The 15,266-nt window shown below is 71.9% G+C and carries 14 protein-coding genes; 4 read left to right on the top strand and 10 right to left on the bottom strand.

Annotation, left to right across the window (positions count from 1 at the left end; genetic code table 11):
• Positions 1-33 precede the first annotated feature (33 nt).
• Together KXC43_RS10800 and glyA are read right to left on the bottom strand one after the other, a co-directional pair.
• Positions 34-540, bottom strand: coding sequence for a hypothetical protein (locus KXC43_RS10800; RefSeq protein WP_255643821.1), 507 nt, complete (start codon positions 538-540; stop codon positions 34-36).
• The gene (glyA, locus tag KXC43_RS10795; RefSeq protein WP_221375846.1) at positions 537-1,826 is read right to left on the bottom strand and encodes a serine hydroxymethyltransferase; all 1,290 of its coding nucleotides are present in this window, start codon (positions 1,824-1,826) and stop codon (positions 537-539) included. The genes KXC43_RS10800 and glyA overlap by 4 nt, the downstream gene beginning before the upstream one ends.
• A gap of 80 nt (positions 1,827-1,906) precedes the next feature.
• Between glyA and KXC43_RS10790 the strand changes: the two genes are divergently transcribed.
• A complete protein-coding gene (locus KXC43_RS10790; RefSeq protein ID WP_221375845.1) occupies positions 1,907-3,394 on the top strand; it encodes an SDR family oxidoreductase in 1,488 nt (495 codons plus the stop codon).
• Here KXC43_RS10790 and KXC43_RS52655 read toward each other — a convergent pair.
• The 4 genes from KXC43_RS52655 to prmC are packed head-to-tail and all read right to left on the bottom strand — an operon-like array spanning position 3,387 to position 6,420.
• Positions 3,387-4,331 carry an L-threonylcarbamoyladenylate synthase gene (locus KXC43_RS52655; protein ID WP_221375844.1) on the bottom strand — a complete coding sequence of 315 codons (945 nt, stop codon included), beginning with the start codon at positions 4,329-4,331 and terminating at the stop codon, positions 3,387-3,389. The genes KXC43_RS10790 and KXC43_RS52655 overlap by 8 nt on opposite strands.
• The gene (locus tag KXC43_RS10780) at positions 4,328-4,921 is read right to left on the bottom strand and encodes an arsenate reductase/protein-tyrosine-phosphatase family protein (protein WP_221375843.1); all 594 of its coding nucleotides are present in this window, start codon (positions 4,919-4,921) and stop codon (positions 4,328-4,330) included. The genes KXC43_RS52655 and KXC43_RS10780 overlap by 4 nt, the downstream gene beginning before the upstream one ends.
• A 1-nt stretch (position 4,922) precedes the next feature.
• The gene (locus tag KXC43_RS10775; RefSeq protein ID WP_221376019.1) at positions 4,923-5,567 is read right to left on the bottom strand and encodes an L-threonylcarbamoyladenylate synthase; all 645 of its coding nucleotides are present in this window, start codon (positions 5,565-5,567) and stop codon (positions 4,923-4,925) included.
• Between the two features lie 37 nt (positions 5,568-5,604).
• Entirely contained in the window at positions 5,605-6,420 is an 816-nt protein-coding gene (prmC, locus tag KXC43_RS10770) for a peptide chain release factor N(5)-glutamine methyltransferase (protein ID WP_221376018.1), read from the bottom strand.
• 138 nt (positions 6,421-6,558) lie between these two features.
• Here prmC and KXC43_RS10765 point away from each other — a divergent pair, with 138 nt between their 5' ends.
• Together KXC43_RS10765 and KXC43_RS10760 are read left to right on the top strand one after the other, a co-directional pair.
• On the top strand, positions 6,559-8,082 hold the full coding sequence (locus KXC43_RS10765) for a GGDEF domain-containing protein (protein WP_221375842.1): 1,524 nt from the start codon (positions 6,559-6,561) through the stop codon (positions 8,080-8,082).
• Between the two features lie 8 nt (positions 8,083-8,090).
• Positions 8,091-9,446 (top strand): outer membrane protein assembly factor BamB family protein, encoded by a 1,356-nt coding sequence (locus KXC43_RS10760; RefSeq protein ID WP_221375841.1) that lies wholly within the window; start codon positions 8,091-8,093, stop codon positions 9,444-9,446.
• Between the two features lies 1 nt (position 9,447).
• Here KXC43_RS10760 and prfA read toward each other — a convergent pair whose 3' ends face one another.
• Together prfA and rpmE are read right to left on the bottom strand one after the other, a co-directional pair.
• Positions 9,448-10,539 (bottom strand): peptide chain release factor 1, encoded by a 1,092-nt coding sequence (gene prfA / locus KXC43_RS10755; RefSeq protein WP_221375840.1) that lies wholly within the window; start codon positions 10,537-10,539, stop codon positions 9,448-9,450.
• Between the two features lie 78 nt (positions 10,540-10,617).
• Complete coding sequence (rpmE, locus tag KXC43_RS10750; RefSeq protein WP_221375839.1) at positions 10,618-10,842, bottom strand: 50S ribosomal protein L31; 225 nt, start codon at positions 10,840-10,842, stop codon at positions 10,618-10,620.
• Between the two features lie 290 nt (positions 10,843-11,132).
• Between rpmE and KXC43_RS10745 the strand changes: the two genes are divergently transcribed.
• Positions 11,133-11,738, top strand: a complete 606-nt coding sequence (locus KXC43_RS10745) for an RNA ligase family protein (protein WP_221375838.1) — start codon at positions 11,133-11,135, stop codon at positions 11,736-11,738.
• Here the strand turns inward: KXC43_RS10745 and KXC43_RS10740 are convergent.
• Together KXC43_RS10740 and rho are read right to left on the bottom strand one after the other, a co-directional pair.
• A complete protein-coding gene (locus tag KXC43_RS10740; protein WP_221375837.1) occupies positions 11,722-12,888 on the bottom strand; it encodes a nitric oxide synthase oxygenase in 1,167 nt (388 codons plus the stop codon). The two genes, KXC43_RS10745 and KXC43_RS10740, sit on opposite strands and share 17 nt — an antisense overlap.
• 148 nt (positions 12,889-13,036) lie before the next feature.
• Complete coding sequence (rho, locus tag KXC43_RS10735; protein ID WP_221375836.1) at positions 13,037-15,073, bottom strand: transcription termination factor Rho; 2,037 nt, start codon at positions 15,071-15,073, stop codon at positions 13,037-13,039.
• Between the last annotated feature and the right edge of the window lie 193 nt (positions 15,074-15,266).

Below are 15,266 nucleotides of genomic sequence, written 5' to 3'. Positions count from 1 at the left end.
GTGCACTGACGAGGCGAAACGGCTGCTGGACGATCAGTTCGGGCGACTCACTTTGTGGAACCACCAGGCCTGGACCGCCGTCCAGACCACGACGCCCGCGACGATTCCCCATCCGAGCGCGTCCTTACCCGGCCAATCGGTCGAGACCCCGAATGCCAGGACGACGCCGAGCGCGCCGTATTTGAGCACGTAGGTGAACAAAGCCAGCGGCATCAACAGAGCGGGCCGCACCGTATCGGCCCACGCAATGACGAGCGTCGACATCGTAAAGCTGACCGTCACGATAAGCACGCCGGCAGCACCGCCGAGCGCCGCGGGCGCACCGCCGGTGAGGAAACCGGCCGACGCGGCACAGAGCAGCAACGCGAACGACACCGCGCTCAGGAACGGCAGGTGAGCCACCCGCCACCGCGGATCGGCAGGCAGCGGCGGCAGGTCGGGCAGGGGACGGTTGTCCTCGTCCTCCCTGGCCACCTGATCGCGCTGGAACTCCAGCGCCCGCCGACGTTCCAGCTCGAACTCGTCGATCTCCGTGGTCATGCCATCACCTCCTGCCGCCCGTACGCCGGGAACCGTCGCACCAGGCCGGCCACCTCGTCCGCGGCGTCGGCCAGGCGGGCCGCCCCGGCCGTCGTGTCCGGATCGCTGCGCACGGCGGCGCCGATGAGACCGGCGATCTGCCGCATCTCGCCCTCGCGCATGCCCTGGGTGGTCACGCTGGGCGACCCGGCCCGGATGCCCGAGGTCACCGCGGGTCGCTCCGGATCGTACGGGATGGCGTTCTTGTTGAGAGTGATGCGGGCCAGCTCGCACCGCGCCTCGGCCGCGCGGCCGGTCACCCCGACCGCGCGCAGGTCGGCCAGGGCGAGGTGGGTGTCGGTGCCACCGGACACCGGCCGCAGACCCTCGGCGGCGAGCCCCGCCACCAGTGCCTGGGCGTTACGCACGACCTGATGGGCATAGGTGCGGAATGCGGGCTGGGCGGCCTCCCGCAGGGCCACCGCCTTGGCCGCGATCACGTGCATCATCGGCCCGCCCTGGCTGAACGGGAAGACGGCCTTGTCGATGCGCTGGGCCAGCTCGGCCCGGCACAGGATCATGCCGCCCCGCGGGCCGCGCAGCACCTTGTGGGTGGTGCAGGTGACCACGTCGGCGTGCGGCACCGGGGACGGGATCGCCCCGCCCGCCACCAGGCCCAGGAAGTGTGCGGCGTCGACCATCAGGTAGGCGCCGACCTCGTCGGCGATCTGGCGGAAGGCGGCGAAGTCGATCAGGCGGGGGTACGCCGTGGCCCCGCAGATGATCACCTTGGGCCGGTGGGCCCGGGCCAGGTCGCGGACCTCGTCGTAGTCGATCTGCTCGGTGTCGGCGGTGACCCGGTAGCCGATGGGGTGGAACCACTTGCCGCTGAAGTTGGCCCGGCTGCCGTGGGTCAGGTGCCCACCGTGCGACAGCTCCATGGCCAGCACCGGATCGCCGGGCTCGGCCAGGGCGGCGTACGCGGCCAGATTGGCCGCCGCCCCGGAGTGCGGCTGGACGTTGACGTGCTCGGCGCCGAACAGCTCGCGGGCCCGCTCCACGGCCAGTCGCTCGGCGTGGTCGGCCTCGCCGCAGCCGCCGTAGTACCGCTCGCCCGGGTAGCCCTCGGCGTACTTGTTGGCCAGGGTCGAGCCGAGCGCGGCCAGCACGGCGGTAGAGGTGAAGTTCTCGCCGGCGATGAGCTGGAGCCCGCTCCGCTGACGTTCCACCTCGGCCAGCAGGACGTGGGCGATCTCCGGATCGCCGCGCTCGAGCGCGGCGAAATCCGGTCCCCAGAAGGTTCCCACGTGCCCTCCCCGAGTAGGCAACGTCGCCGGATCCGAGCATATGGCTTAACCAGGCCCTTCCGAGGGCACAGTCTGCGTTTATGCGGTGCTTGGTGACCGGTGCGACCGGATACATAGGCGGGCGGCTCGCGCCCCGCCTGCTCGAGGCCGGCCACGAGGTGCGGTGTCTGACCCGTGGCGTGGGGCGGCTGCGCGACGTCCCCTGGGCGTCCCGGGTCGAGGTGGCCGAGGGCGACCTGAATCAGGCCGAGACGCTCACGGCGGCCCTGGAGGGCATCGACGTGGCGTACTTCCTGGTCCATTCGCTGGGCCGGAAGGATTTCGAGACGCTGGACCGGCAGGCGGCCGAGAACTTCGCCACGGCGGCCAAGGCGGCCGGGGTCTCGAGGATCGTCTATCTCGGCGGACCCGAGCCGCCGGCTGAGGAACGCCCCTCACCACATCTGCGGTCACGGGCCGAGGTGGCTCGGATCCTGCTGGCCAGCGGGGTGCCGACGGCCGTGCTGCGGGCGCCCGTGATCATCGGCTCCGGGTCGGCGTCGTTCGAGATGCTGCGCTATCTGACCGAGCGCCTGCCGGTCATGGTCACCCCGCGCTGGGTGAGCAACCGGATCCAGCCGATCGCCGTCCGCGACGTCCTGCGCTACCTGATCGCCGCGGCCGACCTGCCGCCCGAGGTCAACCGCGGCTTCGACGTGGGTGGGCGCGATGTTCTCACGTACGCCCAGATGATGCAGGGGTACGCCCATGTGGCCGGGCTGCGGAAGCGGGTGATCGTGCCGCTGCGCCCGCTGAGCCCGTGGCTGTCGGCCCACTGGGTCGGCCTGGTCACCCCGGTGCCCAACGCGATCGCCCGGCCGCTGGTGGCGAGCCTGATCCACGAGGCGGTGGCGCACGAGGACGACATCCGGCGGTACTCCCCCGACGAGCCGCTCGGCTTCGAGCAGGCGGTCCGGGTCGCGCTCGGCAAGATCCGTGACGCCAACGTCGAGACCCGGTGGTCGAACGCGGCCGGCGGGGACGCCGCCGCCGAGCCGCTGCCGTCGGACCCCGAATGGTCGGGCGGCAGCATCTACGTCGACGAGCGCACCCGCGAGGTGAAGGCCCCGGTGGAGGCGCTGTGGCGGGTCATCGAGGGCGTCGGCGGCGACAACGGCTGGTACTCGTTCCCGCTGGCCTGGTCGGTCCGCGGCTGGCTGGACCGGCTGGTCGGCGGCGTCGGGCTGCGCCGCGGCCGGCGCGACCGCGACCACCTGCGGGTGGGTGAGGCGCTGGACTGGTGGCGGGTCGAGGAGATCGAGCCGGGGAAGGTGCTGCGGCTGCGGGCCGAGATGCGCGTGCCGGGACGGGCCTGGCTCGAGATGTCCGCCTCGCCGGACGGCAACGGCGGCAGCGTCTACCGGCAGCGGGCCATCTTCCTGCCGCGAGGGCTGGCCGGTCACGCGTACTGGGCCTCGGTCGTGCCCTTCCACGGCTTCATCTTCAGCGGGATGGCCCGCAACATCGCGCGGGGCGCCGAGACCCGTCCGACCGGCTCGGGAACGACCGAGGGACTTCCCGTCACTTAGCGGCGGCCCGCCCGAGGCGGTCGCGCACGGCCAGCCAGTCCTCGCTCCGCGGCGGCTCCTGCACCAGGATCGTCGTCACCCCCGCGTCGTCCAGGCGGTGCAGGGCCGCGTAGAGGTCGGCTGCGTACTCGCGGGGGTCGGCGGAGAGGATCTCGGCTCCCTCGACGCCGGCCGTCTCGTACGTGAGGACGCCGACGGACTCGTCCCGGTCGGCCGCCCGCACATCCTCGACCAGCGTCAGCGTGGCCCGGGGCGCGTAGTGACGGCGGCTCATGCCGGGCGACGGGCGGGCGTCACCGTCGGACGGCCCGTCGTCGGGCAGAGTGACCGGCCCGGCCACGTCCCGCAGCTCGCGCAGCGGGATAGCGCCCGGCCGCAGCAGCCTCGGCCGGCCGCCGGTCACGTCGATCACGGTTGACTCGATGCCCCAGGACGCCGGGCCCCCGTCGAGCACCAGCGGCACGTCGGGCAGGCTGCGCAGCACGTGCTCGGCCGTGGTCGGCGAGATGCCCTCGGAACGGTTGGCGCTGGGCGCGGCCAACGCGAGCCCGGATTCTTCCAGGAGCCGCAGGGCCACCTCGTGGTCCGGGATGCGGACGGCGATCGTGTTGTTGCTCGCGCCCACCCCGGCGAGGTGGCGGGCCCGCGGCAGCACCAGCGTGAGCGGGCCGGGCCAGAACTGCGCGGCCAGCTCGTTGGCCTCTACCGGCCACGACTCGGCCAGCTCGCGGGCGGCCTCGACGTTCGCCACGTGCACGATCAGCGGGTTCCAGGACGGCCGGTTCTTGAGCCGGTAGATCTCGCCGACCGCCTTCTCGGAGAAGGCGTTCGCACCCAGGCCGTACACGGTCTCGGTGGGGAAGGCGACCACCGATTCGGCCCGCAGCACCTCGACCGCCCGCCGATAGCCCTCGGCGTCGGGCCGGACGATCGTCACGGCAGCAGCAGCACGGCGAACGGGACCGTGGTGTCCTCGATCTCGTCGCCGATGCGCTGGAACGTCGCGTCGCCCCGGCCCCACGGGTCGTCGAGGTCGTCGCCCGGTCGTGGGCCGTCGTCGCCGCGCAGCACCTTGACGGCCTCGACGATGGCCACGCCGCGGGCGTGCACCGCGTCGGGCTTCGGCTCGGCCGGGGGCAGCGCGCTCGCGTCGATCGAGCCCAGCAGCCGCCCGAACTCGCCGGTGACGAACGTGCGCCCGGCCGCATCGGGGCGCAGGGCGACTACGTAGTCGTACTGGTCGGCGGTGGCCGTGAGAATGAGGTCGGCCTCGTCGATGAAGTCGCCGCGCAGCTTGCGGGCCGCGAAGCCGTTGTCGGCGCCGCCGCGGGCCAGCACCTGACGGGCGGCGGGGGGATTCATCTCCTCCCCCTCGTGCCAGCCGCCGGTGCCGGCGCTGACGCTGCGCACCAGCTGATCGCCCTGCTCGCCGACGCGGTCGCGAACCGCGCGGGCCAGCAGGCGCTCGGCCATCGGCGACCGGCAGATGTTGCCCATACAGATGTGCAGGACGGTGAAGGGCGCCACCTCAGGCCTCCGGCGCCAGCAGCTCGGGCACGACGTCGCGCAGCTTCTCGATGGGGATCGCGCCCGCCCGCAGCACCTGCGGCGCCTCGCCGCTGACGTCGACGATGGTGCTCGGCGCCGGGTCGTGCGCCTCGCCCGCCTCGAGATAGACGCGGACCGCGTACTCGAGCTGCTCGCGGGCGGCCTCGGCGGTGCCCGGCGCGGGCTGGCCGGTCTTGTTGGCCGTGGTGACCGCCATCGGGCCGACCGCGCGCAGCACCTCGAGCGCGACCGGGTGCAGCGGCATGCGGACGGCGATGCGGCCGCCGGTCTCGCCCAGGTCCCACTGGAGGCTGGGCGAATGCTCCACGTAGAGGGTCAGCGCGCCCGGCCAGAACGCGTCGGCCAGCTCGCGGGCGGCCTTGGGCAGCGAGTAGACCAGACCGTCGAGAGTGTGGCGGGAGCCGACCAGCACGGGCGGCGGGACGAAGTTGGTGACGCTTCGCGCATGGTGCAGCGCGGTGATCGCATGCGGGGTGAACGCGTCGGCGCCCACGCCGTACACCGTGTCGGTCGGCATGACGACCAGCTCACCGCTCTTGACCGCTTCGACGGCGGCGGCGATGCCGCGATCCCTGTCCGCGGTGGTACGGCAGTCATAGAGCATCACACCGTGCAGTCTGCCATGCGATCGAGCGCATCGATCAGGTGCGCCGGGCCGTCGCGTAGCGCGGCCGCCCGGCCAGGTCGTCGTGGGCGGTCACCGCGGTGAACCGGCCGTCGGCCCGCAGTAGTTCCGGAACCGCCTCGCCGTGCACGTCGTCGTGCTCGATGCCGACCACGCCACCCGGTCTGAGCAGGGCCGCGGCCAGCGCGATGACCGGCCGGACGACCTCCAGCCCGTCGGGCCCGCCGAAGACCGCCGCGGCCGGATCGTGCTCGGCCACCTCGGGCGGCACGGCGGTGCCGTCGGGAACGTAGGGCGGATTGCACAGCAGCACGTCCACCCGGCCGCGCAGGCCGGCGAGCAGGCCGGGGTCCGTCACGTCGCCCGGCAGCACCTCGACGGCCGGGTACGGCTCGGCGTTCCGGCGCAGCCAGGCGAGCGCGGCCGGGGAACGTTCGACCGCGACGACCCGGCCCGGGTCTGCCTCGTCGGCCACCGCGAGCGCGATCGCCCCGGAGCCGCTGCACAGGTCGACCACGGTCGCGCCGGGCCGGGTGTGCTCGATCCCCCAACCGGCGAGAAGCTCCGTCTCGGGTCGTGGGACGAAGACGCCGTCGCCGACCTGAAGTTCGAGATGCCGGAAGGCGGCCGTGCCGAGCAGGTGCTGGAGCGGGATCCGCTTCACCCGCTCGGCCACCAGGGCCGTGAACCGGCTCAGCTCCTCGGGGCGCAACGAGTCCACGAGCAACAACCGCCCACGTGGAATGCCCAGCACATGCGCGGCGAGCAACTCGGCATCGACCCGCGGCGATGCGACTCCGGCCGCGGCGAGATCGGCCACGGCGCTCGCCAGCGCCCGGCTCAGCGGCGTCCGCTCCCAAGATCGGGAGATGTTTTCCAAGTCCGGCACGGCATAATCATCTCCACGTCACGTGCGACGCCGACCGGCCGGGTCGGCGACCTGACGCGCGGCACCGGTGGGAGGCGCCTGGTGAGTTGGTTGGACCGACTCGCGGAGAACGTCGACGAGCTGCGCCGGGCCGGCGGGCTCCAGCAGAACGGCCGGTCGGCCGAGGCGCTGCCCATCCTCGACGGTGTGCTGGCCGCCGCGACCGACCCCACCACCCGGGCCTACGCGCTGGTCCAGCGCTTCGGGGCCCTCATCAACCTGGGCCGCATAGCCGATTTCGCGGCCGCGATGACCACTGCGGAAAATGCCGTCCGCGAGATCCCCGACCCCTACCTGCGCGGTCAGATGCACGCGTTCGCGGCGCTCGGCGCCCACCTCGAGCGCAATTTGGACCGTGGCGTGACCCACCTGGTGCAGGCCTCCCGCGCGCTCGCGGCGGTGCGGGAGAACGACTCCGAGACCGCCTGGGGCTGGCACGACCTGGCCATGGCGTACTCCTATCTCGGCTTTCACGGGCATGCGCTGACCGCGATCGAGCAGGCCCGGCAGGTCGGCGTCGCGGTCGGGCTCGCGCCCGAGATCTTCGCGGCGCCCGGCATCCGGCTGCGCAACGCGGTCTCGCTCGACCACCAGGGCGACACCGACGGCTGCCTGCGGGTGCTGCGCGACATCGAGGCCGAGCTGACCCGCTACGTGTCGATCGGCGCCGACCAGTTACGTCCCGGCAGCCGCGCCGCCTACGGCTACTCGCTGGCCCGCCGGGCCGCCCTGGGGGAAGAGACCGGCGCCGACGCGGCCAAGTGGCTCACCGGCGGCGGCGACAGCATCCGCACCCGCGACCTGCGCCACCTCGGGAACGTCTGCCTCACGCTGGCCACCGGCCGGCCCGGGCCCGCGCTGTCCATGCTCGACTCGGTGCCGGTCTCGGCCGAGATCCTGGGCGCCGCCGAGCCGGCCCGGTTGCGCAGCATCTGCCACGCGGCCGCGGGTGACCATGCCGCCGCGCACGCCGCCGACCGCTACGCGTTCCGCCTCGCCGCCCAGCGCATCGACCGGCTGCGCGACGGTTACCTCGACGGCGTCGCGGCCCGGCTCGACGCGCAGGAGACGCAGCGCGACGGCGGCCGCTACGGCGACGAGACCCTCACCGACCCGCTGACCGGTCTGCCCAATCGCCGTCAGCTCGAACGTTACGTGGCCACCATGCTGGCCCGGGGTGAGCGGGCGGCGATCGGCGTCTGCGACCTGGTCGGTTTCACCGAGGTCAACGCCCGGCACGGCCGGCACTGCGGCGACCTGGTGCTCCAGCGCATAGCCGGGGTGCTGAGCCGGGTGATGCGCCGGGGCGACTTCGTGGCCCGGTTCGCGGGCGACGAGTTCGTGGTGGTGCTGCCGGGGGCGGGCACGACCCAGGCGGCCGAGGTCTCGCGCCGCATCGCCGCCGCCGCCAACGCCGAGAACTGGCAGATTTTGGTGCCGGGCACGCCGATAAGCCTGGCTGCGGGCTGGTCCGAGGTGGGCGCCAACGGGCGTACGCTGAGTGCGGCCCTCGCCGCCGCGGCGGCGAACAGGCTGCCCAGCCGGCCCCTCAGCGAAATGACCTGACCGTTGCCATGAGCACCATCGAGCTCGGTGAACTGCCCACGGCCGACGACGACCGCGGGGCGCCCACCGGCTCGGCCCGGATCGACGGCCGGCTCGTCCGCCAGGTCGCTCTCGCCGTGGCCGTGGTGCTGTGTGCGGTGTGTCTGACCGGTTCCGAGGTGCCCCGGGCGCACGGTCTGCGTCCGGTGTGGAGTGTGCCGATCGGCGAGGCCCAGGGCACGGCGCTGAGCCGCGACACTCTCTTCGTCTACCGCACCGCCAATTCCACCACCACCATCGCCGCTCACGAGCTGGCCACCGGCGCGGTTCGCTGGCAGCGCACGATCAACGGCGCGATCGGCTACGTGCAGCCCGCCGACGCGGCCGGCATGCTGCTCATCCCCACCGAGGGCCAGCTGGTCAAACTGCCGTCGGCCAACGACGGGTCGGCCTTCCAGGCCGAGGTGCACGGTGCGACGATCGCCCTGTCGGTGGCCACCGGCGAAGTGCTGTGGCGCACCACCGGTGAGCCGTACACAGTGGCCGGCGACACCGCTCTGATGACGGAGTTCAGCACGGGAGCGGTCCTGCGGAGGCTGCGGCTGATCCGGCTCGGCGACAGCTCCACGGTCTGGAGCCGCGACACCACGGGCGTCCGCAGTTACCTCTCGCTGCCGATGAACGACCGGCCCGACAAGGTCGTCACGGCCACCGACGTCGGTCAGATCAAGATCTACTCGTATGCCTCGGGCGCGCTGCTCAGCTCGGCGACGATCCCCTGGGTCGCCTCGCGCCCGGAGGAGGGCTTCTTCAACGACCTCACCGGCACCGCCGACGTCCTGGTGGTCAACCGGTCGCAGTCGCAGCAGTTCGACATGACCGTCTACCGCACCGACACGATGGCCGAGCTGTGGCGGACCTCGCAAACCGACGGGTACGCGTTCGAGTGCGGCACCGCGCTCTGCCTCAGTCAGGGCGAGGCGGTGGTGGCCTACGACCCGGCCACCGGCGCCCGGCGCTGGCGGCTGGACAACGTCGTCACCGCCTGGCAGCTCAGTGCCGACCGGGTGGTCACCGGCGCGGGCTCCGACACCGGGCCGATCCAACTCGTCGACTCCGGCACCGGGAAGGTGGTCGGCGAGCCGGTCGAGGGCAGCCTGGCCTCCGACGAGACGGCCGGCGACGGATCAGGCCGTTCGGTTTTCGTCCTGCGCCCGACGACGTCGCCGGAGGGTCGCACCGCGGTCACCCGATGGGACCTCGACACCGGCCGGCAGTGGCTGTTGGGCTCGATCGCGCCCGTGGCCGGGCCGCCGTGCTCGGTGCGGCCCGGCTATCTGGCCTGCGACCGGGGCGACAGCTTCGAGGTCATCGCAGTCGGGTGACTCAGGGACGGCGGCCGATCTCGGACCCGCCGGCCAGGCGGGCCGCCCGGTCGGCCTCGGCCAGCGCGTCCAGCACGGCGTCGAGTTCGCCGCCGAGCACCAGGTCGAGGTTGTAGGCGGTGTAGCCGATGCGGTGGTCGGTGATCCGGTTCTGCGGGAAGTTGTACGTGCGGATCCGCTCCGAGCGGTCGACCGTGCGCACCTGGGCCTTGCGCGAGTCGGAGGCCGCCGCGTCCGCCTCCTCCTGAGCGATTGCCAGCAGCCGGGAGCGCAGGATGCGCATCGCCGACTCCTTGTTCTGCAGCTGGCTCTTCTCGTTCTGGCAGCTCACCACGGTGCCGGTGGGCAGGTGCGTGATGCGCACGGCCGAGTCGGTCGTGTTGACCGACTGGCCGCCCGGCCCGGACGAGCGGAAAACGTCGATCCGCAGGTCGTTCGGCGCGATCTCGACCTCGACGTCCTCGGCCTCGGGCAGCACCAGCACGCCCGCCGCCGAGGTGTGGATGCGGCCCTGCGACTCGGTGACCGGGACGCGCTGCACCCGGTGCACGCCGCCCTCCCACTTCATGCGGGACCAGACGCCGTGACCCCCTTCGGGCATGCCCTTGGTGCGTACGCCGACCGAGATGTCCTTGACCCCGCCGAGGTCCGACTCCTGCGAGTCGATCACCTCGACCACCCAGCCGTGGCGTTCCGCGTAGCGGGTGTACATGCGCAGCAGGTCGCCGGCGAACAGCGCGGACTCCTGGCCGCCCTCCCCCGCCTTGATCTCGATGATCACGTCCTTGGCGTCGCTGGGGTCGCGCGGGATCAGCATCTCGCCCAGCTTCTCCTCCAGCGGCGGCAGCGCGGCCGCGACCGCCTCGACCTCGGAAGCGAAGGCCGGGTCCTCGGCCGCCAGCTCCCGGGCCGCGGCCAGGTCGGCGCGCGCCGCCTCGAGCTCGGCGTGGGCGGCGTAGATCGGGGCCAGCTCGGCGAAACGGCGGCCGACCCGGCGCACGAGGGCCTGGTCCGAGTGGATGGACGGGTCCTCCATCCGCTTCTCCAGCGCGGCGTACTCGTCGAGAAGGGTGCTCAGACGATCGTTGCTCACGGGTCTCTCCCTCAGGAATTCCTGCTGACATGCGAACGGCGCCCGCCCCCGGATGGGGTGCGGGCGCCGTTGAAGCAGTTACTTCTTCTTCGCGGCGTTGATCTTGGCGTACTTCGCCTGGAACTTCGCGACCCGGCCCGCGGTGTCGAGGACGCGCTGCTTGCCGGTGTAGAACGGGTGGCAGGCGCTGCAGGTCTCGACGCGGATCTCGCCGCCCTTGGCGGTGCTGCGGGTGGTGAAGGTGCTGCCGCAGGAGCAGATGACCTCGGTGGTCGTGTACTCCGGGTGAATGCCGCTCTTCATGTCTTCTCGGTCCCTCTCGAAAAATGGTCGCCGGGTCGCTGATCGCGGGAACCGGAACCTTCTGGCCGATGTACCAGTCTGCCATGCCGCCGCGTCCAGGCGAAATCGGCGTGACCTGCGGTGTCAACGCCTGTCCCGGACCGGGCATTCCCGTCCGTTTTGCCGGGTTCCCGCACGCTCGAAGGTCCGGTTAATCTCTGCTCCCGGGGGCGCGCAGGTACCAGCGGCGCCTCGCGGGCCGTACTCTTCCGCTACCCCTCCCGTACGCCGAGACCGGAGACCCCGAAGCGGTGAAGTACCCCCGCACCCACCACCTGCCCGACTCGCCCGGCGCCGCGGGCGACGATCTGGTGCAGTCCGATCTGTCGTGGTTGGACGGCGAGCTGGTGGTGACCGAGAAACTCGACGGCGGCAACCTCACCTTCACCCGGGACGCGATCTACGGACGCTCCCCCGGCGAGGACGAGCAACCGTGGGACCGCCCGGCCAAGGCGCTCTGGGCCATGACGTCGCACCGGATCCCGGACGACTGGCGGGTCTGCGGCGAGTCGATGTGGGCCCGCCGCGGCATCGCCTATGCCGACCTGCCCGGCGTCTTCATCGTCTTCGGCATCTGGGACGAGACCGATACGTTGCTGGGCTGGGACGACACGGTCGACTGGGCCCGGCGGCTGGAGCTGCCGGTGGTGCCGGTGCTTTACCGCGGCGGCAGCATCTCCGAGGCCCGGGCGGCGTGGGCGGCCTGCCGCAGTCCGCGACATTCCGAGGGGTACGTCGTCCGCGCGGCCGGCCGCATCCCGGCCGCCGAGTTCGCGGTCAAGGTGCTGGCGTGGGTCCACTCCGACCGGACGCGCGTCCCGGACGGCGCCGACTTCGCCGTCAATGAGTTCGCCTGACCGGGCAGCCCTCACGGGCCAGGACCGACGCCTGTTCGTCGAGGTAGAACGCGGGCCGCAGGTCCATCTCGTCGTAGTAGCGGTGAAAGACCGGGGTGATCCCGCCCGACATGGGCGGCACGATCCACGTCCAGTCCGCGGGCACCCGCCGGCCGGCCTTCTCCTCGTTGCTCAGATGCTTCAGGAAGCGCTGCGACTCGGTGTGGTGGTCGCTCATCCTGATCCCGGCCTTCTCGAACGAGTGCAGCACGGCCACGTTGAGCTCGAGCAGCGCCCGGTCCCGCCACAGCGTCGACTCCCTGCTCGTGTCGAGGCCGAGGCGGGCGGCCACCACCGGCAGCATGTCGTACCGGTCGGTGTCGGCCAGGTTGCGCGCGCCGATCTCGGTGCCGAGATACCAGCCGTTGAACGGGGCCAGCGGGTAGTGCACGCCGCCGATGGTGAGGCGCATGTTCGAGATGGCCGGGACCGCGTGCCACCGCAGGCCGAGCTCGTCGAACCAGGTGTGCTCGGGATGCGTCAGCGGAACCTCGCGGATGGCCCGATCGGGCAGCTCGTAGAGGCGTACGCCCTCGGCCGGGGTTTCGATCGCGAGCGGCAGCACGTCGAAGTGGTCGCCCTTGCCGCGCCACCCGTAGCCCTGCATCGCGGCAGTGAACTGTTCCTGCCGGGAATCGCCCCGGGGACAGCCGTCCGCGCCGCGGTAGCCCGCGTACCGGATCAGCTGCTCGTTCCAGACCCGGGCGTACGGCTGACCCGGCTGGGCCGCGGCGAAGACACTGATCACCGGCCGGATCTGACCGTCGCCGGCCGTCTGCAGGTGGTTCACCAGCAGAGAGAAGATCTCGTCGGCGGTGCGGGCCCGGCGCCGGTCGAGGACGACGAGGCTGCGCCAGTAGAGGCGGCCGATGCACCGGCTCGCGTTGCGCCAGGCCAGTTTGGCGCCGTAGGCAAGCTCCTCGGTGGTGTGCACGTAGGTGCCGGTGGCGGCGATCTGTGCCCGGACGATCGCGAGCCTCGGTTCGACCGGCCCGAGCCGCTGGTTCTCGGTGTAGCACTGCCGCAGGAAGTCCTCGGCCTCACCCGGATCGGCCGGCGCGGACGGATCCCACGGTTCGGCCGGTTGGTCCCGGTAACCAGGCACTGTCATCGAGCCTCCCAAACGGTCTTACCAATCGGCTCTTCTTCCGGGGAATGGGAGATTCGCACGGCTCTGACCGGTATCGCACACACAGTTTGTGCGACAAAAAGGCGCGGCCCCTCCGTCCGGAGAGGCCGCGCCTGGTGTTCGGGACTTACTACTCGCCCGGGGTGGACTTCGCGATCTGCATCAGGAACTCCACGTTCGTCCGGGTCTGCTTGAGCCGGTCGAGCAGCAGGTCGAGCGCCGCACCGGAGTCGAGCGAGTGCAGCACCTTGCGCAGCTTGTGGATGATCGCCAGCTCTTCCTTGCCGAGCAGGATCTCCTCCTTGCGCGTGCCGGAGGGGTCGATGTCGATGGCCGGGAAGACCCGCTTGTCGGCGATCTTGCGGTCGAGCTTGAGCTCGGCGTTACCCGTGCCCTTGAACTCTTCGAAGATCACCGTGTCCATCATCGAGCCGGTCTCGACCAGCGCGGTCGCGAGAATGGTGAGCGAGCCACCGTTCTCGATGTTGCGCGCCGCACCCAGGAACCGCTTCGGCGGATAGAGCGCCGTCGAATCGATACCACCCGACATGATGCGCCCGGACGCCGGCGCGGCCAGGTTGTACGACCGGCCGAGCCGCGTCACCGAGTCGAGCAGGACGACCACGTCGTGGCCGAGCTCGACCAGGCGCTTGGCTCGCTCGATCGCCAGCTCGGCGACCGTGGTGTGGTCCTGCGGCGGCCGGTCGAACGTGGCCGCGACGACCTCGCCCTTGACCGAGCGCTGCATGTCGGTGACCTCTTCGGGCCGCTCGTCGACCAGCACGACCATCAGGTGGCACTCGGGGTTGTTGTGGGTGATCGCGTTGGCGATCGCCTGCAGCACCATCGTCTTACCGGCCTTCGGCGGCGAGACGATGAGCGCCCGCTGGCCCTTGCCGATCGGCATGACCAGGTCGATGACGCGGGTGGTCAGGATGTGCGGCTCGGTCTCGAGACGCAGCCTTTCCTGCGGGTAGAGCGGGGTGAGCTTGTAGAACTCCGGACGACGCCGGGCCTCCTCGGGCTCCATCCCGTTGATGGTGTCGAGCCGGACCAGCGGGTTGTACTTGTCGCGGCGCTGGTCGCCACTGCTGCCCTCGCGCGGAGTGGCCCGCACGGCGCCGGTGACCGCGTCGCCGCGGCGCAGCCCGTGCTTCTTGACCTGCGACATCGACACGTACACGTCGTTCGGGCCGGACAGGTAGCCGGTCGTGCGGACGAACGCGTAGTTGTCGAGGACATCGAGGATGCCGGCCACGGGGACGAGCACGTCGTCCTCGTTGACGTGCGGCTCGCGGCCGCCGTCACGCTGACCGCCACTCTCGTTGCCGTCGCGGTCGCGACCCCGGCGACGGTCGCGGAAGCGGCTGCGGCGGCTGCGACGGCCGCCCTCGCCGTCGCTGTCGTCGTCGTCATCGCGGTTCGGCTCGTTACGGCCCTGGTCGTTGCGACCCTGGTCGTTCCGGTTGTCGTTGCGCGGACGGTCGTCCCGCTGGCGGTCGTTGCGCTGGCGGTCGTTGCGGTCGCGGTTGCGCTCGCCGCGTTCCGGACGCTCGGTGCGCTCGGTCGTCTCGGCCTCGACGGCCGGTGCGGCCGTCTCCCGCGGTTCGCGGACCTCGCGCGGCTCACGGACCTCGCGCGGCTCACGGCCCTCCCGCGGCTCACGGTCGCGGTCGCGACCCCGGCTGCGGCGGCTGCCACCCTCGGCGGCCACAGCCGGAATTTCGGCTGCCTCCGGCTGCGGGGCGACACTCTGCGGCGCCGACTCGATCGGCCCGGTGGGTGTGTCGGACGGCGCGGCTGCCGGCGGCTCGACCTTGGCCGGCGCGGCCACGGGAGCCGTGGCGACGACCGGCGCCGGAGCGGCGGTCTCGGCCGCGGCGGGAGCCGGAGCCTGTTTGGCGGCCTGGCTGCTGCGCGGACGCGGCGCGCTCTCGGCGGGAGCCCCGCCGCTCTGACGCTCGGTGATCGCGGTGATCAGCTCACCCTTGCGCATCCGGGCGGTGCCGGAGATGCCGAGGGACGCGGCGAGACTTTGCAGCTCGGGCAGCAGCATCGCGGACAACCCGGTGCCGCCTCGACGGCGCTTCGTGGCAGTCGCGGTGGTGCCGGCGCCGGCGTCAGCGACGTCAGAAACACCCGACGTCACGTCGGTGGTGTCGCTCAATGGATTCCTTCCGTCGAAAAAAGCCCGAGACGCCCGGTTCTGCAGCCTGATGGCCGGGTGTCGCGGTACCCGCCTCGCATGAGCAATGCGGGAGTTTGGTGCGGCACGGCAGCTCGACGGTGTCCCTGCTCGTCAAAGGTTGACGAGTAGGTCTCGGCGAGTGCAGCGACCTTCTCGGTTGCTGCTCGGCGTG

Origin of the sequence: Paractinoplanes polyasparticus (genome assembly GCF_019710575.1) — a bacterium.
Taxonomy (GTDB): domain Bacteria; phylum Actinomycetota; class Actinomycetes; order Mycobacteriales; family Micromonosporaceae; genus Actinoplanes; species Actinoplanes polyasparticus.
Note: the sequence above shows the minus strand (reverse complement) of the source record. Positions and strands in the feature narration are given on the sequence as shown.

Excerpts from the sequence above, each read along its gene's own strand:
- KXC43_RS10760 (WP_221375841.1), top strand. The coding sequence starts at position 8,091 with ATGAGCACCATCGAGCTCGGTGAACTGCCCACGGCCGACGACGACCGC.
- KXC43_RS10790 (WP_221375845.1), top strand. The coding sequence starts at position 1,907 with ATGCGGTGCTTGGTGACCGGTGCGACCGGATACATAGGCGGGCGGCTC.
- KXC43_RS10775 (WP_221376019.1), bottom strand. The coding sequence starts at position 5,567 with ATGCTCTATGACTGCCGTACCACCGCGGACAGGGATCGCGGCATCGCC.
- KXC43_RS10800 (WP_255643821.1), bottom strand. The coding sequence starts at position 540 with ATGACCACGGAGATCGACGAGTTCGAGCTGGAACGTCGGCGGGCGCTG.
- KXC43_RS10740 (WP_221375837.1), bottom strand. The coding sequence starts at position 12,888 with ATGACAGTGCCTGGTTACCGGGACCAACCGGCCGAACCGTGGGATCCG.
- rpmE (WP_221375839.1), bottom strand. The coding sequence starts at position 10,842 with ATGAAGAGCGGCATTCACCCGGAGTACACGACCACCGAGGTCATCTGC.